This window comes from Solibacillus sp. FSL W8-0372 (genome assembly GCF_037969735.1).
Classification (GTDB): domain Bacteria; phylum Bacillota; class Bacilli; order Bacillales_A; family Planococcaceae; genus Solibacillus; species Solibacillus faecavium.
In genome coordinates, this window is the sequence record NZ_CP150204.1 from 3,308,530 (window position 1) to 3,329,319 (window position 20,790).

Below are 20,790 nucleotides of genomic sequence, written 5' to 3' on the forward strand. Positions count from 1 at the left end.
TCAATTTACATATTGAGTGATTAAATTGCCAACTTTTGTTCTAACAATTGCGCAAGTAGTAGCTCCGCGGTTTCTCTCCCTTGTAGGATACAATCCGGGATACTAATACCCTCATACGAACTTCCTGCCAAATAGACATTCGGAAATTCTTTGTAAAACTGCTCCTTCATTGAAGTCATGCGTAGCTGATGACCGATAGTATATTGGGGCATAGCTTCTTTCCAGCGAGCAACTGTCGTAAACAGCGGTTGTGCATCGAGTCCAACTGCCCGGTTCAAATCCTGCAATACAATTTTCTCAATTTCATTATCTGATAGCTCTACGATAGACTCATCACCGACACGACCAATATACACACGTATTAGCTCATGACCATCCGGTGTAATATTATCCCATTTCTGATGACTCCACGTACAGCTTGTTATCGCAAAATGACTGTTACGCGAAACGAAGAAGTTAAGCGCACCTTCATACTTTTTAGTTGTTCCAGGTTTAAATGCCATCGTTACAGTTGCAATGGTTGCATAGTTCATCTCCGGCACTTGCTGCATAATATCAGAATCCGGGAAGATTTTTTTAGTCACATTAAATGGTGTTGTCATCACAACTTTATCGGCATCTATAGTAGTACCATCATTTAATGTAATCGATTGTGAATAATCGATATTATTTTCAATGCAATTTACTTTTAGTCCTTTAAGAATGGTCACATCGGTCAACGAGTTTTCCAATGTCTCAATTAACGACTCCAATCCATTTACAAATGACTCATAATGAATTTCACCCGGTGTATCTACAAGCGCGTAAATTCCTTTACCTGTCTTTTTCATGCCAACCAATAAACTACGATAATCATTTTCAAGCTGATAAAATTGCGGGAACATCGATTGCATACTAACATGATCGACATCGCCGGCAAATGTTCCCGCCAATACCGGTTCCACCAAATTTTCTACGAGCTCTTTCCCGAAGCGTCTACTGAAAAACTCACTGATCGCCTCGTCGGCTTCATGAGGTAATTTAGGTAAAAATAAATCCCCTGCAGCTCGAAATTTTCCCATTAAAGAAAGGACATTCGATGTCATAAACGTGAATATTTTAGGTGACCCTCCGAGTAAAATATTACTCGGAATTTGATGTAGCTTGCTACCAACAGCGATGAATGTTCGACCGTTATTATTTTGAACTATTTCATGTTCGATATTTAAATCACGTGCCAACTTACGGACACTGCTACCTGTATCAAAAAACGATTCAGGTCCACGTTCAATGATATATCCATCTTTACGCTCTGTATGGATTTTACCACCTAAACGCAGGGACGCTTCGATTAACACAATATCTATTGGTAAATTGTGCGCCTTCGTTTTTTGTTGTAAATAGTATGCCGTCGTTAAACCAGTGATTCCACCGCCAACGATAACAACCTTCCTCTTTTTTAAAGTCACCTTCATCATCACTCTCTATATTAATTCGCTATTTTCTTATTTATCGCATCTACCATTGCGTCTATAAATAAAGGGTGCGTATTTGGCATTGTTGGTCGATAATAGCTTGCGCCAATTTCATCGCATACAACTTTACATTCAATATCATTATCATAAAGAACTTCCAAATGCTCTGTAACAAAGCCTACTGGCGTATAGATGAATGCTTTATAACCCTTTTGCTCAAATAATTCCTTTGTTAAATCCTGCACATCCGGCCCTAACCATGGCTCCGGCGTTTGTCCAGCTGATTGCCAGCCTACTTCAACATTCACAATATCAGAAGCTTCCTCAATTAAACGGGCAGTTTCAACTAATTGCTCTTCGTATGGATCACCAGCTAATTTAATTTTTTCCGGTAATGAGTGGTTAGAAACAATTAGACAAGCATTTGCACGTTCCTCTTCAGTCATCTTCGCCAATTCACCATTTACTGCTTGTTTCCAAAACTCAATGAATTTCGGTTCGTCATACCATGCTTCAACAGAAGTAATATTTAATGTACCGCCTAACTTTTCGGCAGCTTCTTTAGCACGTCCGTTGTAAGATTTAATGGAGAAAGTAGAGAAGTGTGGCGCTAAAACGATGGAAACCGCTTCAGTAATCCCTTCCTTTACCATCGCTTCTACGGCATCCTCTACAAATGGCTCAATATGCTTTAAACCGATAAATACTTTATATTCTATTTTATCCTGAACCTCATTCAAACGTGCACATAATGCGTGTGCTTGAGCCTCCGTCATTTTTGCAAGAGGTGAAATCCCGCCAATTGCACGGTAACGCTCTGTTAAATCGTCAATATGTTCTTGGCTCGGCTTACGGCCATGACGAATATGTGTATAATAACGTTCAATATCTTCTTCTTTATATGGCGTACCATACGCCATTACTAATAATCCACGTACTTCTTTCATGTAAGATCACCTCTGAATGTTTTTAAACACGTTTTTATTTTTGGATAATTTTCGACTTCATTTTATTGCTGACTAGAAAGGAGTTAATGTTTTCACTGTGCAAACGGTGAAAACATCAGTAGGACATTCACCTTCTCCTTCTCAAATAGCAACGAATCAAATTAGAATTAATTATTTAATTATTATCGTTTTGCAATTTGTTCACGGCTGTAGTCGTGTACAAATGCTGTTAGTCGTTTTAATACGGCTGGATCTACTTCCGGGAAGACACCATGACCTAAGTTGAAAATATGACCACCTGTATGTGCTAATCCTTGATCAACAATATCTTTTGCACGTGCTTCGATTACGTTCCAGTCTGCCAATAATAATGTAGGATCTAAGTTCCCTTGAACGGCCTTTGTTACACCACGTGCTTCTGCTTCACGGATTGGTAAACGCCAGTCTAACCCTACGACATCGATTGGCAGGTCATGCCATTCGTTTACTAAATGTGTTGCCCCAACACCAAACTGAATTAAAGGTACATTTAAAGCACGTAATTCAGCAAAAATACGAGTCATTGTTGGCTTAATAAAAATTCGGTAGTCTTCCACATTTAATGCGCCCACCCATGAATCGAAAATTTGAATAGCCTTTGCACCGGCTTCTACCTGTGCTGTAATATCCGCGATAATCATGTCAGCTAATTTATCCATTAGCGCAATCCAAGCTTTTGGCTGTGAAACCATAAAGGATTTTGTTTTTGCATAATTACGGCTTGGACCACCTTCAATCATATAACTTGCCAGTGTAAACGGAGCACCGCCAAAGCCGATTAACGGAACATTTAACTGCTCTTTCGTTAACATTTTAATCGTTTCTAAAACATATGGTGTATGCTCTTTTGCATTAAACTCGCGCAAGTTTTCTACATCGGCTACAGAACGAATCGGGTTAGAAATGACCGGTCCAATACCTGCCTTAATTTTTACATCTACTCCCATACCTGGTAAAGGGGTTACAATATCTTTATAAAGAATGGCAGCATCTACGTTGTATTGTTCAACGGGTAAACGTGTAACATATGCACATAGTTCCGGTTGCATTGTAATCTCTTCTAATGAATATTTTTGTTTGATTTCACGATATTCTGGCTGGGAACGACCTGCCTGGCGCATAAACCAAACTGGCGTATGTTCTACTTGTTCACCGCGAGCAGCACGTAATAATGTATCATTAAATTTCATCATGTTTGATTTCTACCCCTTAAAATAAATTCATTTTTATTCTGTACTTTTAAAAAAACGTCATTAATATCCATTATCGACTATAAGCTTTTCAAGAATAATTGTATAGATTTCTTCTTTAAATGTCATAAAATTGTCCTTTCTGCTATAGAACTTTTTGACAAATAGCTTGAACATCTTTATAAATGGAAATAATAGAACCAATTACGTTTACGTAATCAAACCCCTAAATAAAGAAAAGGAGGTCATATCCATGAATTTTTATGTAACTTCAGGTACACCCGACTATATGGAAAAGTTAGTCGAAAAAAATGCTAAGCACCCTCTTATCTTATTACACGGAAATGGCAACTCTGTCGTATTACATGAAACCGATAAAAAGTCTATCTTTGCTGTACCCCGTAATTTCGAAGTCATTGCCCAAAAGGGACAATTTGAGCAGAAGGGCTATTTTACTTTTTACAATATGCCCATTATGTCAGATGAACGTCCTGTTTTCGAGAAAAAAGCTCTCGACGTCATTTCTTCATTAAATACAAACGACGGTGTCATTGCATATCGCCTACTCCGTCCGATCAAAGCAGAGACGTATTTATTTATTATCCAATGGGGTGGACCTGCTTCCTATGAAGTATGGAAAAACAGCAATGAGTATAAAACTTCATTTTCCCCGGTATTCGAGGGAACTACTCAGGCTTTGCAGTCAATGTTTAACGCAGCAGCATATATTACGACATACAGTGCCCCATCAAAAGAATAATGCTTTTTTTGGAGTTATCTCTCCTATGAAGGTAACTCCTTTCTTATTTAAAGGAGGAAACACATTGGCTAAGCAGTTACATATTTTTATTGCGTTTTTCAGATCGGGATTACTTGGCTTTGGTGGTGGCCCCACGACAATCCCACTAGTACATAAAGAAGTTGTTAAAACTTATGAGTGGATGACAGATGAAGAATTTTCTGATGTCATATCAATTGGAAATACCTTACCTGGTCCGATTGCTACAAAGATGGCTGGTTATATTGGTTTTCGGGTAGGTGGATGGTTGGGACTCATAAACGCATTAGTAGCAACGGTTCTTCCAACTGTCATCCTTTTGGTATTATTACTCGGTTCACTAAAGCAATTTAGCGAATCTGATTTCGTAAACGGTATGACAAATGGGGTTATTCCCATTGTTGCCGTGATGATGGGTGTTTTAACATGGGATTTTATAAAAAAGTCAAAAGCATCCCTTGGTATTAAATTGGCTTCGATTATTTTTATTGTAAGTTTCATTGCTATTATTGTATTAAATATTCATCCCGGATTTGTTATTGCTACATTATTAATAATCGCACTTGCTCTTCCCGTTAAAGGAGGCGATATTTCATGACCTATTTTCAATTATTTTTAGCATTTTTCTTTCCAAATATTCTCGCTTACGGTGGCGGTCCTGCTGCAATTCCATTAATCGAGCATGAAGTTGTACAAAAATATGGCTGGATGACGAAAACAGAATTCAGCGAAGTATTCGCCCTTGCCAACTCTTTACCGGGACCGATTGCAACCAAAATGGCAGGTTATATCGGTTTTGAAGTGGCCGGCATTTTAGGAAGTATGGTTGCACTCTTTGCAACAGTAGCGCCCTCCCTTGCACTTATGCTGTTATTATTAAACTTATTATATAAGCATCGTCATTCTTTACGTGTAAAGCGTTTGTCGAGCTATGTATTACCGGCTATTGCAATATTAATGCTTTCTCTGACATTTGATTTTGCAAAAACTTCTTATGAATTAAATAACCTTATTCCTACAATTCTATTACTTGCTGCAAGTTATTTTGCTTTGGAGAAATTTAAAATTCACCCTGCCTTTGTCATTTTAGCTGGTCTATTAATTGGGGGATTGTTTTTATAGGATTATAGTGTAATCAAAGAGCCTGGAACAAAACGAAAAACATCTATTTTTCCCAAAAAAATAGATGTTTTTCTACTTCTGCCAGAATTGATTTCCGTTACGGGGACGCTTTCCGGGGGCACGGCCTGAGCCTGTAGTCTCAGGCGTCGTGCTGTTCCCCCAGGAGTCGCCCCTTCACTCCAATCAATTCATTATAATATCAATTCTTAATAAGAGTATTTCCCTTTTACAAAGAAATTTCTACTTATGTCCCAGCCTCCAGATTGTCGACAAATGGTCTTTAGGGTTTTGTCTTTTTATTATAAATTTAACTAGATGCTTAGCAGGAACAAATTGTTCATGTTCATTAATTTGAATTGATTATTTGTCATCGTAGATATCGTAGCTCACTTTATTTAAAGCGATGAATAAGTTGATTGGAATGGAGGGACCGTGACTCCACCGGGAATAGCGAAATTTATTTTGCGACGAGTAATCGCAGGAGCACCGCGCGGAAGATCCACTAAATTGTGCCTGCCGTTGTAGGCACAATTTAGTTAGCTGGAGCCGTGCCCGGGGAAAGCATCGGTCCCGGAATGGAAATCAACGGTTTAATATTAATTTAATTTTTAACAAATACTTTTTAAAAGTTTGTATACAGTCTAAGAGCATCTCTTCTCACCAAAAGAAGAGATGCTCTTTGTTTTGTTACTGAATTATTTAGACATTCTCATCGTTAATTCACTTACGCCAATAATTACAAACGGAATAATGTAAAATTGAGGCTGCATTATCGCACATACTGTCACAATTATTGCTTGTACAATACTTAATTGACGGAGTAACTTTGCGACTGCCTGCTTTCTCGTATCTCGTGGAATCGGATAAAGCATGTCCATTCGGAAATCCCCTGCCGACATTAATGCATATTTAAGTTGTAAAGTCGTTGCAAATGCCAATGCTCCGACTACAATCCATGTTACAAACGGAATTGTTATAAACATAGCAATAATTGCTGAAATGACCGTTAGACGTACCCATAGGTAGAAATGGTCATCTGTCCGAATAAATGTACGGTAAATTAAGAAAGCCTGTGTATTTTCCTTTTTAAAACTAATCGCCTTATACGCAAAATCCAACCAAGCACGGCGCTTTACCGATCCCTTTAAATGCGGGACATCTGTGAAGTAATTCGCAAAACGATAGAAACGCATCATGCGATTTTGTTCTAGTTTAATAAAATGTTCATATGGTACTGGATTATTCTGCATTCTTTTCTGAAGCGTGATGTTATAAAATACGAGCATAATCAAAAATACGATACCAATTAAACCGTTTGTTAGCATCATCTGAATGGCTAAAATCGATACGACCATCCGGACAACCCGGTCCAAACCAATTGAGTGACCACGGTTCACATATCTATAATAGAATTCACCGCGCACATTAAACCATTTCAAGATAGCTATAAATAATACATTCATCCAAATTTCAGCAGCAGAAAGTTCAGTTACAGCCTTTAATAATGGAATCGCTATAATACATAATACAACCGGAATCAAAACTTGTGACCAAAATGTCCAGTTCATCGCTTTTTTAAAGTAGCCGGGCATTTGACTTTCTAGTGGCAATAAATATACTTGGTCCGGCTCTTTTATTAATGTTACTGGTCGGCTCAATGCAATCAGTGCCCCAATCATTACGGCAATAATCCACTCAGCCGGGAAATCTGTTGATACTACTTTTAGCCATTCACTATATTGATAGCCCCCTGCGCCAGCAATAAAAACGAGGACAATGGCTATATGCCCCGTAAAGACGAAGCGCATATATTTCATTACTTCGCCTATGTAATGCTCAAAGCGCTTAGCCCATACATTATGCATGTTGTTCATTGTCCTGCTCCTTTGTCATCGCAATGTACAAGTCATCCAATGTTGCAGTCGGCATGTTGAAAGCTTTTCGTAAATCATCCATCGTCCCCTGTGCCCGTACTCTTCCTTCATGAAGGAGGATGATGCGGTCACAATGCTTTTCGGCAGTAGACAAAATATGTGTCGACATTAAAATCGATGCCCCTGCACGCTTCTTTTCATCCATTTGATCTAGTAATGATTGAATCCCTAGTGGGTCCAAACCGACAAAGGGCTCATCGATAATATAAAGACTCGGATTAACTAAAAATGCACACATAATCATTACCTTTTGGCGCATCCCTTTTGAGAAATGCGATGGAAACCAATTTAAACGCTTTTCCATTCGGAATTCCTTCAATAGGCTTTCAGAACGCTCATTTAATGTCTTTTCATCTATTCTATAGGCCATTGCTGTTAATTGTAAATGTTCTTTCAATGTTAGTTCCTCGTAAAGGACAGGCGTTTCCGGAATATAAGAAAAACTGGAACGATATTTATCCAAATTCTCCTTTAGTGTCACGCCGTTTAAGCGGATTTCCCCAGAACGAGGTAAGAGTGTACCGATTATATGTTTAATTGTCGTACTTTTCCCGGCACCGTTTAATCCGATTAATCCAACAAGCTCACCTTTTTTAATTTCAAATGATAAGTCTTTAATTACAGGTTTTTTCGTATAACCACCTGTTACATTTTCTAATTGTAAAATTGTCACAGTCGTCACTCCTCTTTTCTAAATTCAGTTTATCAAATGCTCATGAAGTTGAACACTGAATGAATCAGCCAATTCTTTATACGTTTCATACAAATCCTTTACATAAAGTAGTTTTCAAAATAATCTATGATAAAATAAAGAAAAATAATAGAAAAAGGAGAGAAAAAATCCGATGAACGATTGCTTATTTTGTAAAATTATCGCTGGGGACATACCAAGTTTGAAAGTTTATGAAGACGATCATGTATTTGCCTTTATGGATATTGCGCCATTAACAAAGGGTCATACATTACTAATTCCTAAAACGCATTGCAAAGATTTATTTGAAATGCCTGAGGACGTTGCACGCAATTTATATGCAGCCGCTCCAAAAGTGGCAAATGCGATTAAAGCGGCATTTAACCCAGTAGGTATGAACACAATCAACAATAATGGTGCTGCTGCAGGCCAGACCGTATTCCATTATCATCTTCATCTCGTACCGCGCTATGACGAGACAGATGGCTTAGTAGTTGAATGGAACAGTCGTCAACAGGATTTCCAAGCGGATGTGCTAACAAACCTTTCAGAGCAGATTAAAGCACAGTTATAGTTTCATCTAACGATACCAGCATCTTCTCCATACAAAATGCTGGTTTTTGTATGAACTATTTTTCCTCTCCATCCTAATTCCTGTTTTAAATGTTTATTGGTAGATGGATTTGGAAAAAGATTTGGATAAAGACATATTAAAAAAAGTGAGGGAATCATTATGAAAGTTAAATCATTTCTATTAGGTGTTACAACAGGAATTGTCAGCGGTGCTGCAGTTATTTTATTTTCCGCACCACAATCAGGTACCGAATTAAGAAAGAACCTTATTGCCAATACAAAAAATGTTAAATCTAAGCTTCAAGAAGTACAAGGCGAACTGAATAATGTAAAACAATCCATTACAACACTAAAGGCAGAAGCCCAGAATAATATGCCTAGTATAATAAATGAATTAAAAGATAATTTCACAACTTTTAAAACAGAAATCGAACCAGAAACAGCATTATTAAAACAAGAAATTGAAAATTTACAGAATTCTATAAGTGAAATCGAGAAAAATATCCCTTCAAACAAAAATAATACACAATGAACGGCTATTCACTCATAGTTATTTAGTCCTGTTATTTTTTACAAAAATAGCAAATTAAATCCTAAAAGTATCTTTTTTTAGTATATTTCAAGCAATGTTCAATTATTCCATTTTTCTAACTTTAAAGTCTTTTCTTTTATTGCTATAATATTTTTAAAATGATAATGAAAGAAGAAGGTGATTGCTTTGACAGAAGATTTATACTCACAAAGAGAGGCTATGCTGTTCAGCCAAAGAGTCGCACAGCTATCAAAAGCTCTTTGGAAAGCTATTGAAAAAGATTGGCAAACATGGATTAAACCTTTCGATTTAAACATTAATGAACATCACATTTTATGGATTTCATATCATTTGAAAGGCGCTTCAATTTCGGATGTAGCTAAATTCGGCGTCATGCATGTATCTACTGCTTTCAACTTTTCAAAAAAATTGGAAGAGCGTGGATTACTCACTTTCTCAAAACGTGATGAAGATAAACGTAATACATATGTCGAGTTGACTGAAAAGGGCTCTGAACTGATTTTACGTATGTATGACCACTATCACGATACAGAGCATTCTATTTTATTAGGTGCGTTGCCATTAAAGGAACTATACGGGAGATTCCCTGAGTTTTTAGATGTAATGGCCGTTATTCGCAATATCTACGGCGATGACTTCATTGAAATTTTCGAACGCTCTTTCTACAATTTCAAAGAGACGTTGGACGATTCAGGAAAACCGAGTATACCGACTACTTAAATAAATCAATTAGAAAGAAATGCCGTCAATTTAAATTGGTGACATTTCTTTTTTCTTTCATTATAGTTAGTTTAATGTTTAAATCTTAATATTTATTGGGAAAATAAAGTAAATCGTTATCCATTTGTTTTAGGGGGGGGTAACATGCATTGTTGGAAAACGATTAATATTGAACGTGAATACGGTACAACACGCTTATTTTTATTGGGAATTACCATTTTTGTACTGGTTTTTTGCTTTTCTTATATTGCATTTAGTTTTAATTTTAATGGTCAGCACATTGATCATTATTTATGGTTAGTTTTTTTAGTAATTCCGCTTCTTTATCCTTTACACAAGTTTTTGCATTATCTTGCTTTATTTCAATATAAAAAGTCACTTATACTTCGTTTAAAAATTCAATACTATTTTATTCCGGTTATTCAGATGCGCTTAGAAAATGGTATCCCTAAAAGATCCTATATTTTTGCACTGGTCACGCCTTTTATTATAATTAATGCAAGCTTAATATTCGGGGGCCTTTCAGTTCCCCAATACGCACATTACTTTAGCGGACTGCTTGCTTTACATTGTAGTATTTGTCTTATGGATTTTTTATATGTGAAAAATTTAATGTATGCACCAAACAATGCTATAATTGAAGAGACGCCTAGAGGTTATGAAATTTTAGTACCACTTGATTTATAGTTTTTATTGATGCTTTAGAGGGGAGGAATAAATTTGTTACTACTTGTTGTCATCTTATTTTCAGTAATATACTTATTCCAAATAAATCGAATGACTGCGGCATTATGCAGTCGCCGTGAAATTCCAGAAGAAAAACAACCAAAAATTTTCCGTACGATAAATGTTTTAATTACAATTTTACTCGTCAGTTTGTATGTTGAAGTGCTACTGGCTGTCTAAGTCGTTCCACATTCAATTGAAAAGTGGTAAAAATCGTAAAATACGATTTTTACCACCTTTTTTTTTAGTAGATGAATGCTGCGCCTACGATAATTAACAAGATAAATAAAACAACTAAAAGCGCAAATCCAGAGCCATAGCCGCCGCCGTTATAACCTCCACCGCCCATACTTGCCACCTCCTTCCCTTGCTTTCCTAATTATCGTATGCACTAATGTTCACAAAACTTAGGCGCTCTTTTCCTTGGGAACCATTTTTGTTTTTATTTCGTTTATGTTATAGTTACAATTGCATAAAAGTTAAGTTAGGGGCGTATTAACATGAAAAAAACTCTTTTCGCATTAACAGTTGCAGCTTCAATCGGTTTAGCTGCGTGTAGTAATCCTGGAGATGAAGTTGTCGTATCCACAAATGTAGGCGACATTACTCAAGAGGAATTTTATAATTCAATGAAAGACATTGCAGGAGACCAATTATTACAACAAGTAGTAGTTGAAAGAATTTTAAACGATAAATATAAAGTAACAGATGAAGAAATTGAAGAAGAATTAGCTACTGTAAAAGAGCAGTATGGCGAAGGCTATGAAGCTGCATTAGCACAGAGCAATTTAACGGAAGAAATGCTAAAAACAAATATCCGCTTCACTTTGTTACAACAAAAAGCTACAGAAGACGTTGAAGTAACAGACGAAGAAATCCAAAAATACTATGACCAAGCTTCTCAAGAATTAAATGCTCGCCATATTTTAGTTGAAGATGAAGCAACTGCAAATGAAATTATCGAAAAGCTAAATGCTGGTGAAGATTTTGCGGAATTAGCTAAAGAATTCTCAACTGATCCAGGTTCTGGTCAACAAGGTGGAGATTTAGGTTGGTTTACTGTTGGTACAATGGTGCCTGAATTCAATGATGCTGCTTATGCATTAAAAGTTGATGAAATTAGTAAACCAGTACAAACTCAACACGGTTTCCACATCATTCAAGTACAAGAAAAACGTGCTGTAAAAGATTACGGTACACTTGAAGAGAAAAAAGAAGAAATCCGTGAGTCAATCGTTGCTACAAAAGGTGATTGGAACACGACAATGGCTGAATTAATTAAAGGCGCTAAAATTGATGTAAAAGATGAAGATTTAAAAGACGCATTTTCTAGCTTTACTGCTGAATAATTACATCACATCAAAAAAGCGAGACCCATCTGACATGGGTCTCGCTTTTTTTAGTTTTTCTTTACAAATTCGGATTTTAGTTTCATTGCACCAAAACCATCGATTTTACAGTCAATATTATGATCGCCTTCCACAAGACGAATATTTTTAACACGAGTCCCTATTTTTAATGTGGATGAGCTCCCTTTTACTTTTAAATCTTTAATTACTGTAACGGTATCGCCATCTGTTAAAAGGTTTCCATTAGCATCACGGACAACTAACCCTTCTTCTACTTCCACCGATTGGGACCACTCATGCGCACATTCAGGACACACGTAATTTTGTCCATCTTCATACGTATACTCCGAACCACATTCAGGGCACTTTGGTAATTGTTCCATTTCATATAACCTCCAGTCATTCATCTTCTCTATACTGGCATAAATCAAACCTTTAAACAAGGTTATCAATGCTCTACTATTCCTCCATTATGTTTTGACTCCCTTTACATAACCAAAAACCAAACCCTAAAATAACAGCGCCTCCAATTATATTGCCGATCGTGACAGGAATGATATTATGTAATGCACCTTGTAATGTAATCATCTCGCTATGCGGCATCATCAAAGCTAACGAAAAGAGCATCATATTCGCAATTGAATGTTCGAACCCACCTAGTATGAACGGGAAAACACAGCAAAAAATAAGCAACACTTTGGCAACCTCACTTTTAACTCGATAGGAACACCACACACCTAAACAAACAAGGACATTGCAAAGAATGCCACGGAACAGCAACTCTGTCGTCGATGCAGTCATTTTTATAATAGTCACTTTTTCTACATATACTGCTAAATCACCGACAACATATCCCGTCATAAAAAGTAACCATGCACAAAAGTATGCACCGATAAAATTCCCGCTATAACTAACAGTCCAATTTTTTATCAAATCGAACCAAGTATTTTTTCTCTCAAGTGCTCCAATTGTTAAGATCAAATTATTACCTGTAAATAAATCAACCCCACCTATTGTTACCATACAGAGGGCGATCCCAAAAACAGCTGCTTGTATAATCCTTAGCATAGGCATTTCAGAAGGAGATAATAAGCCCCCTATCACGATAAAAGTCAGCATACCAAAACCTATAAATAAGCCCCCAAAAAAGGCAAGCATCAAATAATTTAATACACTTTTATTTAAGATTTTTATTTTCTTTTCTGCTACTGCTGCGATGACCTGAAATGTTTCATACATTGGAACGCCTCTTTCCTAATAAATTCACCATAAATTATACCAACTTATTAAAATTACTGTATTCAAAACAATGAAACTTTTACTACTATTTATTAGAGCCAATTCTTCTAAACCCGAACATTAGTATTTCACATTGTACAAAAATCCTTATATATGTAGTTAGTTATTCTCATTTATGCCTTTTGGAAAAATAATTTAAAGAATTTTCACACATTAATATAAAAAGAGTATATTATCTACTTATATGAATTAACTAACATAAGGAGTGTTTCCATTGACGATAACAACAAAACGCGCATATAACTTTAATGCAGGTCCATCTGCATTACCACTTGAAGTTTTACAAAAAGCACAAGCAGAACTGGTTGATTTTAAAGGTACTGGCATGTCAGTAATGGAATTAAGTCACCGAAGTGCAGCATTTGAAGAAGTACATAATGAAGCAATTGCACGTCTGCGTAAGCTATATGAAATACCGGAAAACTATGAAGTATTATTTTTACAAGGTGGAGCAAGCCTACAGTTTTCCATGATTCCTATGAACTTCTTAAAAGAAGATCAAAAAGCAAGCTATATTCAAACTGGTGCTTGGTCAGAAAAGGCTTTTAAAGAAGCGTCATTATTCGGTACACCAGTTTTAGCGGCAAGTTCAAAAGAAAATAACTATAAAAATATCCCTGCTCTTTCAGACATCCAAATTGATAAAGAATCTGCATATGTTCACCTAACATCAAACAATACGATTTTCGGTACTCAGTGGAAGGCATTCCCTAACACAGGTGATATTCCATTAATTGCAGATATGTCTTCTGATATTTTATCTAAAAAAGTAGATGTTTCGAACTTTGCAATGATTTATGCAGGGGCACAAAAAAACCTTGGTCCATCTGGAGTAACAGTAGTGATTATTCGTAAAGACTTATTAGAAAGTGCTAACTCTAATATTCCTACAATGTTAAAATACTCAACTCATTCTAAAAATAATTCTTTATACAACACACCACCTACTTTCGGAATCTACATGTTAGGTGAAGTTTTAAAATGGATGGAAGATCAAGGTGGCATAGAAGCTATCGAGCAACGTAACGAGCAAAAAGCAAAGTATATTTATGACGCAATCGACAACTCAAACGGCTTCTACTTTGGACATGCAACAAAAGAATCTCGTTCACTGATGAATATTACTTTCCGCGTTGCTGACGAAGAGCTGGAAAAGAAATTTTTAGCTGAAGCAAAAGAAGCTGGATTCGTTGGTTTAAATGGTCACCGTTCTGTAGGAGGTTGCCGCGCTTCTGCATACAATGCTGTACCAGTAGAAACTTGCATGGCCCTTTCAGAATTCATGGTGAAATTCCAGCAAGACAACCAATAAAATTTACTAAATTGAAAATGCTCCCTTATATCCTGGGGGCATTTTTGTATATAAAGGGGATAGGATGATGAAAAAATGGCATTATAGCTGGATTATACTTGCCGTAACATTTATATCAATTATTGTAGCTGGTATTATCCGCTCCTCAGCTGGGGTATTCATTAATCCTTTTGAGCAGGAATTTGGCTGGAGCCGCCCCTCTATCTCATTAGCATTTGCTGTATCTTTATTTTTATATGGATTCTCAGGACCTTTTATGGCTGCATTCGTTGAAAAGTACGGCTTAAAACGTATGATGCTTGGATCAATGACGTTGCTTTCCCTCGCATTAGCCAGTACCTTCATCATGCAAAAAGAATGGCAGCTTATACTTATATGGGGCATTATGATGGGCATCGGCTCTAGTTTATTCTTAACAGTATTAAGTACACAAGTTGCAAATCGGTGGTTCGTTAAACGTAGAGGGCTAGCAGTAGGGATTTTAACCGCTGCAACTGCTACAGGTCAATTAATTTTATTGCCAGTACTTGCGGCTTTAGTAGACCGTTATTCGTGGCAAGCAGCCATTGCTTTAATCTTTGTATTAAGTATATTGATGATCGTTGTTATCTCCATTTTTATGTATAACTATCCGATTGAAAGACAGATTGCTCCTTATGGAAATGATGATCTAGTAGAGCCTGTGCGCTCAACAGGGAATCCTTTTGTAATGGCTGTAGCTTCACTTATTGAAGGATTGAAGGCAAAGGAATTTTGGCTATTGGCAGGCAGTTTTTTTATTTGTGGTTTATCGACGAGTGGTTTGATTGGAACTCATTTTATATCTTACTGTATTAGCTTTGGTATCCCTGTCGTTACAGCAGCTGCAATGCTTTCCTTTATGGGGATATTTGATTTAATCGGTACTACATTATCAGGCTGGTTATCGGATCGTTTTGATAATCGCTGGCTTTTATTTTGGTATTATTCTTTAAGAGGACTTTCATTACTTGCACTTCCCTTTGCACTTGACACAGGTTCCTATGCATGGCTAATGATTTTCGCCATTTTTTATGGCCTTGATTGGATTGCAACTGTCCCACCGACAATTGGTTTAACACGCCAACGTTTCGGTATAGAAAAAAGCGCCATGATGTACGGCTGGATGGTGGCATTTCACCAAGTGGGGGCTGCTGTAGCTGCTTACTACGGTGGGGTATTCTACGACGCATTTGGCTCATATAAAATGGCCTTTTTGCTAGCAGGAGGATTTTGTTTCCTCGCAAGTCTATTTGTTATTCTTATAAAAAAACAACCGCAATTAAAAGAAGCATGAGCCAAGGTTTGGCTCATGCTTTTTCTTATAACGTTGGTTTATAAAATGAACGATTGTCCAATGGGAATAAGCGCTCTGTAAATTCACCTGGTTTTGTTTTATCCAAGGCACGTGTAAGCATATTCATTTTCGCATCAATATTATCAATGTAATGCAATATTTCTGCTTCTTGAATCATAGGCTTTTTAGGGCTACCCCATTCTTCTTTTCCGTGATGGCTCAACACTAAGTGCTGCAGTAACATCACTTCTTCACCTTCTATTTTTAGCTCATGTGCAGCTTGACCGATTTCATTGACCATAATCGAGATATGGCCAAGCAAGTTCCCTTCCACCGTATACATTGTACCGACAGGACCACTTAATTCAATCACTTTACCGACATCATGTAAAATCACACCTGCATATAACAAGTCCCGATTCAATGTTGGATATAAATCACAGATTGCTTCGCTTAATTTCAACATGGAAACGACATGGTCAATTAAACCCGATGCATAGTCGTGATGGTTTTTTGTCGCTGCCGGGAATATGATTATTTGATCTTGAAATTTTTTCACGATATAGCGCGTGAGACGTGAAATATTTGGGTTTTGAATTTGGAAGAAATATTGATTTAATTCTTCAAATAACTGTTCTTTCGGAATGGCGGATGTCGGCAATAAGTCGCTGATCTGAACACCCTCTTCTTCACGTGTCGGGCGAATTTGTTTTACACGTAACTGGTTCTTTCCACGATAATCATGAATTTCTCCACCGACTTTAACAATTACCTGAGCCCGATATAAATTTTCATGTTCTTCATTTGTATCCCAAAGCTTTGCTTCAATATCTCCACTTCGGTCTTGTAAAATGAGTGACATGAATGGTTTACCAACTGTCGTTACACCTTTTTTTGCTTCTTTAATAAGTAAATATTGATCTACTTGGTCACCCGGTTGGAGTTTTGTAATTCCATTCACAAGCAATCTCCCCTTTATAACTCTATTACAATTTATTGTAACATGTATATGCAATACTTATCGATTAAAAGACTATATTCCTGTTCATCTAAATGACATTACTTTCGTCTTTTTTCTACAAAACAAGCTTTATTTCGTGAATTATCCGAAAATTTCTAGTATAATTATATTATCTTGCTTATAAAGGGTGGTTTAAATGGAGAATTATCGTTTTACTGCATTTGAGAAAACAGGGGAAACTTTATTCGATGAAGTATGGACTTTTGCAAACGATGACGCTGCAAAAATCGATGGCCAGAAGCAAATCGAAGAAAAAGGTATTGCTGAAAAAACGCATCGATTAGTAAACTCATCTGGCAAATTAATTTTATTCCACGTGTAAACTAACCGTACATAAATCGGAGGTGCCCTATCATGTAGGGCATTTTAATTTTATCTGATTATTCTTTTTACAAATTATTGGTCTTAAAACGAAAAATCCACCATTTTGCCGTTCAGCAAAATGGTGGATTTTTCATTGCTAATTATTTACCTATAAACTGTGGCATACGTTTTTCTACAAATGCTTTAATGCCTTCTAAATGATCTGTTGTTTGTCGCATCTTCACTTGTCCCTCTGATTCACCCTTCAGAATTTCATCCAATTGGCCGAGGTTAGAAGCATGCAAAATACACTTCGTTTCAATCATTGCTAGAATTGGAGATGCCAGTACTTTCCCGACGAGCTGATCAACTGTTTCTAATGCCGTCCCATCTGGACAACTATAATCAATCAGACCTAACGCTAATGCCTCATCTCCATTCATTACTTTCCCTTCCCAAATCATTTGCTTAGCTTTTACTGTACCAAGACGTTCCTTCATAAAGAAGTGGCCTGCACCATCCGGTATTAAACCAATACCGATAAAGTTCATCGCTAGTTTACTTGATTGTTCTGCAACAATAATGTCACTTCCTAATGCCAAACTAAAGCCTAGTCCAGCAGAAGCACCATGAATTTGTGCAATTGTAATCATCGGAAGCGTGTAATAGGCTCTGACTAAACGTGCAATATCATCCATTATCGTACCAAAATCAGAAAAATCATTCGAGGCAACCATCCTCTTCACATCGCCTCCTGCTGAAAAGACTTTCCCTTCTCCTTTAATTATCAGAATTTGGACGTCCTTTTCATTATGTAATGCTTCGAAGCAGTCGGCCAATTCCCGCATCATTGTAAAATCCATTGCATTCATCGCATTCGGACGATTTAATGTTAAAGTTGCTTTTCGTTCTGCTATTTCCAATTTAATTGTTTCAAAGTTCATTTCCATACACCCCTTATAAATGAATAATCATTCATTTCGACATAACTAAATGATATCCCTTTAATTTTTCAAAACCAATATAAATAATAGTTCGTGTGATTAGCTCAAGCTCTGTCACACTGTATGTTTCAGCACCTGACCTTATTACTTTTAGGTCATACTCGAATACTTATGGGCAACAGCTAAATATTTTCCTACTTGCAAGCCTGTAAACAAGCATCCCCCTAAAAATGTACCTTCTAATGAGCGATAGCCATGGACGCCTCCACCACCAAATCCACTCACTTCACCAGCAGCGAAAAGTCCTGGTATAGGATTTCCTTCCTCATTAAGTACTTGCCCGTTTAAGTTTGTTTGTAATCCTCCTAATGTTTTTCGTGTCAAAATATTTAAGCGTACTGCAATTAATGGCCCTGCTGATGGATCCAAGATTTTATGAGGTTTTGCAGCACGAATTAATTTATCCCCTATATAATTTCTCGCACCATGTAATGCTGTAATTTGTGCATCTTTTGTAAAGGGATTTTCAATTTCCCGATCTCGTGCCAATATCTGCTCTTTAATATGCAGGAAATCAAGTAAATCACTCCCTACAAGTTTATTCATACCTTCCACTAAATCTTTTAAACTATCGGCAATTACAAAATCTTCTCCATGATCCTTAAAATCCTGAATTGCTTTTGGCGGTCCTGGTAAAACACGTTTCAACACATCTTTAATACTCTTTTTTGTTAAATCTAGATTTTGCTCTGAACCCGACAAAGCGAATTCTTTTTCAATTACTTTTTCAGTCAAAATAAACCATGAATAATCATATCCAGTCTTCTGTATCGCTTCAAGTGTACTTAATGTATCAAAACCCGGAAAATTCGGAGCAGTAAAACGGTTTCCTAATGCATCAAACCACATTGATGAAGGTCCAGGCAATATGCGAATACCGTGATTATTCCAAATAGGATCCCAGTTTTTCAGCCCTTCCGTATAATGCCACATGCGGTCTCGATTGACGATGCGACCGCCAGCTCGTTCAGTAATCTCCAACATTTTACCATCTACATAGGCTGGAACTCCTGCCACCATGCTGTTTGGCGGTGTCCCGAGTCTGGATGGCCAATTTTTCTTAACCAACTCGATATTTGCCCCAATTCCGCCACTAGCTACTACTACTGCATCTGCCAAATATTCAAATGAACCTACTACTACTCTCGAACTTTCTTCACCACGTCGAATAATACTATTTTCCAAAACATTTCCCCGAATACCTGTAATGGTCCCATCTTCAGTGATCAACTCTGTTACTTGATGCCGCGGCAAATAGGTAATATCCCCTTTTTCAGAGGCATTTAATACTTTATTTGCAAACGGTTCTACCAATGCAGGACCTGTCCCCCATACGATGTGAAAGCGCGGAACAGAATTGCCATGCCCCCCTGCCAAAGAGCCGCCTCGCTCTGCCCAACCAACGACCGGGAAAAAATTAATGCCTTGGGATTTTAGCCAGTTGTATTTCTCTCCTGCAGCAAAATCGATATATGCTTTTGCCCATTCATACGCCCAATGATCCTCATCCTCTAAACGGTCAAAGCCTGCCGAACCACGCCAGTCCTGCCATGCAAGCTCTTTATTGTCTTTAATCCCTAACCTTCTTTGCTCAGGGGAATCAACTAAAAATAAGCCTCCAAATGACCAAAATGCTTGCCCCCCAATTGAATTTGCTGGCTCCTGGTCGACTAGCAGCACCTTTTTCTTCGCGTCGATTAGTTGACAAGCTGCCGTCAATCCAGCCAACCCTGCTCCAATAACGATTACATCATAATGCATATTTTACTCCCCCTTTATATGTACATATGTATTACCATTTCGAGTTATTTTACATTTCACCTTCTATTTATTTTCCAATAAAAAAAGGCTTAATTTAAAACGTGACAAAATTATGTCACAAAATAAAAAATAAATTTTAATGATTATTTTGAAAAGTCATAAATTTTCTGTAAATTTAATTAAATCTTATTATATCAACATCGTTAGCGCTTACATAGGAAATAATAAATCCGAACATTCAATTAATAATCAATTAAAATAGTTCGCTTTAAAGCACTTATTTATTAAACAAAAAGAAAATTACTCAAATTATTCTAAAAACTCCGTTGACAAAGGTGAACAATCGGGTTTATGATGTTATCAACTTAAACACAGCAAAATATAACGATAGAGACATGCTTTTCGAATGTATTACCAAAGAGAGCTGATGGTTGGTGTAAATCAGTGTATGCTTCGAATTCGCTCCACTCTTGAATAGAATAGCTGAAATTTATCAGTAGGTTATTCCGTCCCATGCACGTTACGCATATGGATAAGGTTGTACATATATTTTTCAAAATATTATGGCAACGAATAAGGGTGGTACCGCGATTTGTTTAATGAATGCCTTTCGCCCCTTACGTTACACGTAAGGGACGGAAGGCTTTTTTTGTTGAATCATTTCAGTAAATTAATAAAGAATTTAGAGGAGAGATTTTA

Annotated in this window: 22 protein-coding genes, 1 pseudogene and 1 other annotated feature; of the genes and pseudogenes, 12 read left to right on the plus strand and 11 right to left on the minus strand. The window is 36.9% G+C overall.

Features of this window, described 5'->3' with window-relative positions; translation table 11 throughout:
* Positions 1-20: 20 nt before the first annotated feature.
* The 3 genes from hemG to hemE all read right to left on the minus strand — a co-directional run bounded on the left by hemG (position 21) and on the right by hemE (position 3,633).
* Positions 21-1,457 (minus strand): protoporphyrinogen oxidase, encoded by a 1,437-nt coding sequence (hemG, locus tag MKY13_RS16935; protein ID WP_339214088.1) that lies wholly within the window; start codon positions 1,455-1,457, stop codon positions 21-23.
* Between the two features lie 11 nt (positions 1,458-1,468).
* A complete protein-coding gene (gene hemH / locus MKY13_RS16940; RefSeq protein WP_191699496.1) occupies positions 1,469-2,401 on the minus strand; it encodes a ferrochelatase in 933 nt (310 codons plus the stop codon).
* Positions 2,402-2,583: 182 nt separating this feature from the next.
* Positions 2,584-3,633: a uroporphyrinogen decarboxylase gene (gene hemE / locus MKY13_RS16945; RefSeq protein WP_191699495.1), complete on the minus strand. Its 1,050-nt coding sequence runs from the start codon at positions 3,631-3,633 to the stop codon at positions 2,584-2,586.
* Between the two features lie 250 nt (positions 3,634-3,883).
* Here hemE and MKY13_RS16950 point away from each other — a divergent pair, with 250 nt between their 5' ends.
* The 3 genes from MKY13_RS16950 (at position 3,884) to MKY13_RS16960 (ending at position 5,530) form a co-directional block, all read left to right on the plus strand.
* On the plus strand, positions 3,884-4,390 hold the full coding sequence (locus MKY13_RS16950; RefSeq protein WP_191699494.1) for an antibiotic biosynthesis monooxygenase: 507 nt from the start codon (positions 3,884-3,886) through the stop codon (positions 4,388-4,390).
* Positions 4,391-4,454: 64 nt separating this feature from the next.
* Positions 4,455-5,006 carry a chromate transporter gene (locus MKY13_RS16955; protein WP_191699493.1) on the plus strand — a complete coding sequence of 184 codons (552 nt, stop codon included), beginning with the start codon at positions 4,455-4,457 and terminating at the stop codon, positions 5,004-5,006.
* On the plus strand, positions 5,003-5,530 hold the full coding sequence (locus MKY13_RS16960; RefSeq protein WP_191699492.1) for a chromate transporter: 528 nt from the start codon (positions 5,003-5,005) through the stop codon (positions 5,528-5,530). The genes MKY13_RS16955 and MKY13_RS16960 overlap by 4 nt, the downstream gene beginning before the upstream one ends.
* A 695-nt stretch (positions 5,531-6,225) precedes the next feature.
* Here MKY13_RS16960 and MKY13_RS16965 read toward each other — a convergent pair.
* Together MKY13_RS16965 and MKY13_RS16970 are read right to left on the minus strand one after the other, a co-directional pair.
* Positions 6,226-7,404: an ABC transporter permease gene (locus MKY13_RS16965; RefSeq protein ID WP_191699491.1), complete on the minus strand. Its 1,179-nt coding sequence runs from the start codon at positions 7,402-7,404 to the stop codon at positions 6,226-6,228.
* Positions 7,388-8,137, minus strand: a complete 750-nt coding sequence (locus tag MKY13_RS16970; RefSeq protein WP_339214094.1) for an ABC transporter ATP-binding protein — start codon at positions 8,135-8,137, stop codon at positions 7,388-7,390. The genes MKY13_RS16965 and MKY13_RS16970 overlap by 17 nt, the downstream gene beginning before the upstream one ends.
* A gap of 166 nt (positions 8,138-8,303) precedes the next feature.
* On the opposite strand from MKY13_RS16970, the pseudogene MKY13_RS16975 reads away from it, so the two are divergent.
* The 5 genes and pseudogenes from MKY13_RS16975 to MKY13_RS16995 all read left to right on the plus strand — a co-directional run.
* Positions 8,304-8,729, plus strand: a pseudogene (locus MKY13_RS16975) (HIT family protein); the annotation flags it as partial.
* A gap of 159 nt (positions 8,730-8,888) precedes the next feature.
* Positions 8,889-9,260, plus strand: coding sequence for a YtxH domain-containing protein (locus tag MKY13_RS16980; RefSeq protein WP_191699488.1), 372 nt, complete (start codon positions 8,889-8,891; stop codon positions 9,258-9,260).
* 180 nt (positions 9,261-9,440) lie between these two features.
* Positions 9,441-10,001, plus strand: a complete 561-nt coding sequence (locus MKY13_RS16985) for an HTH-type transcriptional regulator Hpr (protein WP_191699875.1) — start codon at positions 9,441-9,443, stop codon at positions 9,999-10,001.
* A 144-nt stretch (positions 10,002-10,145) separates the two neighbouring features.
* Positions 10,146-10,688, plus strand: coding sequence for a metalloprotease family protein (locus MKY13_RS16990; protein WP_191699487.1), 543 nt, complete (start codon positions 10,146-10,148; stop codon positions 10,686-10,688).
* Between the two features lie 33 nt (positions 10,689-10,721).
* A complete protein-coding gene (locus MKY13_RS16995) occupies positions 10,722-10,907 on the plus strand; it encodes a hypothetical protein (protein WP_191699486.1) in 186 nt (61 codons plus the stop codon).
* A gap of 64 nt (positions 10,908-10,971) precedes the next feature.
* Here the strand turns inward: MKY13_RS16995 and MKY13_RS17000 are convergent, their stop codons facing one another.
* Complete coding sequence (locus tag MKY13_RS17000) at positions 10,972-11,076, minus strand: YjcZ family sporulation protein (protein ID WP_081483416.1); 105 nt, start codon at positions 11,074-11,076, stop codon at positions 10,972-10,974.
* A 151-nt stretch (positions 11,077-11,227) separates the two neighbouring features.
* Here MKY13_RS17000 and MKY13_RS17005 point away from each other — a divergent pair, with 151 nt between their 5' ends.
* Positions 11,228-12,076 (plus strand): peptidylprolyl isomerase, encoded by an 849-nt coding sequence (locus MKY13_RS17005; RefSeq protein ID WP_191699485.1) that lies wholly within the window; start codon positions 11,228-11,230, stop codon positions 12,074-12,076.
* A gap of 50 nt (positions 12,077-12,126) precedes the next feature.
* Here MKY13_RS17005 and MKY13_RS17010 read toward each other — a convergent pair whose 3' ends face one another.
* Positions 12,127-12,459 (minus strand): zinc ribbon domain-containing protein YjdM, encoded by a 333-nt coding sequence (locus MKY13_RS17010; RefSeq protein WP_191699484.1) that lies wholly within the window; start codon positions 12,457-12,459, stop codon positions 12,127-12,129.
* 76 nt (positions 12,460-12,535) lie between these two features.
* Positions 12,536-13,315, minus strand: coding sequence for a formate/nitrite transporter family protein (locus tag MKY13_RS17015; protein ID WP_191699483.1), 780 nt, complete (start codon positions 13,313-13,315; stop codon positions 12,536-12,538).
* 274 nt (positions 13,316-13,589) lie between these two features.
* On the opposite strand from MKY13_RS17015, the gene serC reads away from it, so the two are divergent.
* Together serC and MKY13_RS17025 are read left to right on the plus strand one after the other, a co-directional pair.
* Positions 13,590-14,687, plus strand: a complete 1,098-nt coding sequence (gene serC / locus MKY13_RS17020) for a 3-phosphoserine/phosphohydroxythreonine transaminase (protein ID WP_339214100.1) — start codon at positions 13,590-13,592, stop codon at positions 14,685-14,687.
* A gap of 67 nt (positions 14,688-14,754) precedes the next feature.
* Positions 14,755-16,002 (plus strand): MFS transporter, encoded by a 1,248-nt coding sequence (locus MKY13_RS17025; RefSeq protein WP_339214102.1) that lies wholly within the window; start codon positions 14,755-14,757, stop codon positions 16,000-16,002.
* A gap of 25 nt (positions 16,003-16,027) precedes the next feature.
* On the opposite strand, the gene yhaM is transcribed toward MKY13_RS17025, so the two are convergent.
* Entirely contained in the window at positions 16,028-16,963 is a 936-nt protein-coding gene (gene yhaM / locus MKY13_RS17030) for a 3'-5' exoribonuclease YhaM (RefSeq protein WP_191699480.1), read from the minus strand.
* A gap of 196 nt (positions 16,964-17,159) precedes the next feature.
* Between yhaM and MKY13_RS17035 the strand changes: the two genes are divergently transcribed.
* Entirely contained in the window at positions 17,160-17,345 is a 186-nt protein-coding gene (locus tag MKY13_RS17035; protein ID WP_191699479.1) for a YhzD family protein, read from the plus strand.
* A 142-nt stretch (positions 17,346-17,487) separates the two neighbouring features.
* Here the strand turns inward: MKY13_RS17035 and MKY13_RS17040 are convergent, their stop codons facing one another.
* Positions 17,488-18,270: an enoyl-CoA hydratase gene (locus MKY13_RS17040; protein WP_191699478.1), complete on the minus strand. Its 783-nt coding sequence runs from the start codon at positions 18,268-18,270 to the stop codon at positions 17,488-17,490.
* 150 nt (positions 18,271-18,420) lie between these two features.
* Positions 18,421-20,091, minus strand: a complete 1,671-nt coding sequence (locus MKY13_RS17045; protein WP_339214104.1) for an FAD-binding dehydrogenase — start codon at positions 20,089-20,091, stop codon at positions 18,421-18,423.
* Positions 20,092-20,466: 375 nt separating this feature from the next.
* Positions 20,467-20,712, plus strand: a binding site (T-box leader).
* Positions 20,713-20,790: the final 78 nt, after the last annotated feature.

Excerpts from the sequence above, each read along its gene's own strand:
- MKY13_RS17005 (WP_191699485.1), top strand. The coding sequence starts at position 11,228 with ATGAAAAAAACTCTTTTCGCATTAACAGTTGCAGCTTCAATCGGTTTA.
- MKY13_RS17010 (WP_191699484.1), bottom strand. The coding sequence starts at position 12,459 with ATGGAACAATTACCAAAGTGCCCTGAATGTGGTTCGGAGTATACGTAT.
- MKY13_RS16965 (WP_191699491.1), bottom strand. The coding sequence starts at position 7,404 with ATGAACAACATGCATAATGTATGGGCTAAGCGCTTTGAGCATTACATA.
- hemH (WP_191699496.1), bottom strand. The coding sequence starts at position 2,401 with ATGAAAGAAGTACGTGGATTATTAGTAATGGCGTATGGTACGCCATAT.
- MKY13_RS17000 (WP_081483416.1), bottom strand. The coding sequence starts at position 11,076 with ATGGGCGGTGGAGGTTATAACGGCGGCGGCTATGGCTCTGGATTTGCG.
- MKY13_RS17025 (WP_339214102.1), top strand. The coding sequence starts at position 14,755 with ATGAAAAAATGGCATTATAGCTGGATTATACTTGCCGTAACATTTATA.
- MKY13_RS17040 (WP_191699478.1), bottom strand. The coding sequence starts at position 18,270 with ATGAACTTTGAAACAATTAAATTGGAAATAGCAGAACGAAAAGCAACT.
- hemG (WP_339214088.1), bottom strand. The coding sequence starts at position 1,457 with ATGATGAAGGTGACTTTAAAAAAGAGGAAGGTTGTTATCGTTGGCGGT.
- hemE (WP_191699495.1), bottom strand. The coding sequence starts at position 3,633 with ATGATGAAATTTAATGATACATTATTACGTGCTGCTCGCGGTGAACAA.
- MKY13_RS16980 (WP_191699488.1), top strand. The coding sequence starts at position 8,889 with ATGAAAGTTAAATCATTTCTATTAGGTGTTACAACAGGAATTGTCAGC.
- MKY13_RS17035 (WP_191699479.1), top strand. The coding sequence starts at position 17,160 with ATGGAGAATTATCGTTTTACTGCATTTGAGAAAACAGGGGAAACTTTA.
- MKY13_RS17015 (WP_191699483.1), bottom strand. The coding sequence starts at position 13,315 with ATGTATGAAACATTTCAGGTCATCGCAGCAGTAGCAGAAAAGAAAATA.
- MKY13_RS16960 (WP_191699492.1), top strand. The coding sequence starts at position 5,003 with ATGACCTATTTTCAATTATTTTTAGCATTTTTCTTTCCAAATATTCTC.
- MKY13_RS16950 (WP_191699494.1), top strand. The coding sequence starts at position 3,884 with ATGAATTTTTATGTAACTTCAGGTACACCCGACTATATGGAAAAGTTA.
- MKY13_RS16990 (WP_191699487.1), top strand. The coding sequence starts at position 10,146 with ATGCATTGTTGGAAAACGATTAATATTGAACGTGAATACGGTACAACA.
- MKY13_RS17045 (WP_339214104.1), bottom strand. The coding sequence starts at position 20,091 with ATGCATTATGATGTAATCGTTATTGGAGCAGGGTTGGCTGGATTGACG.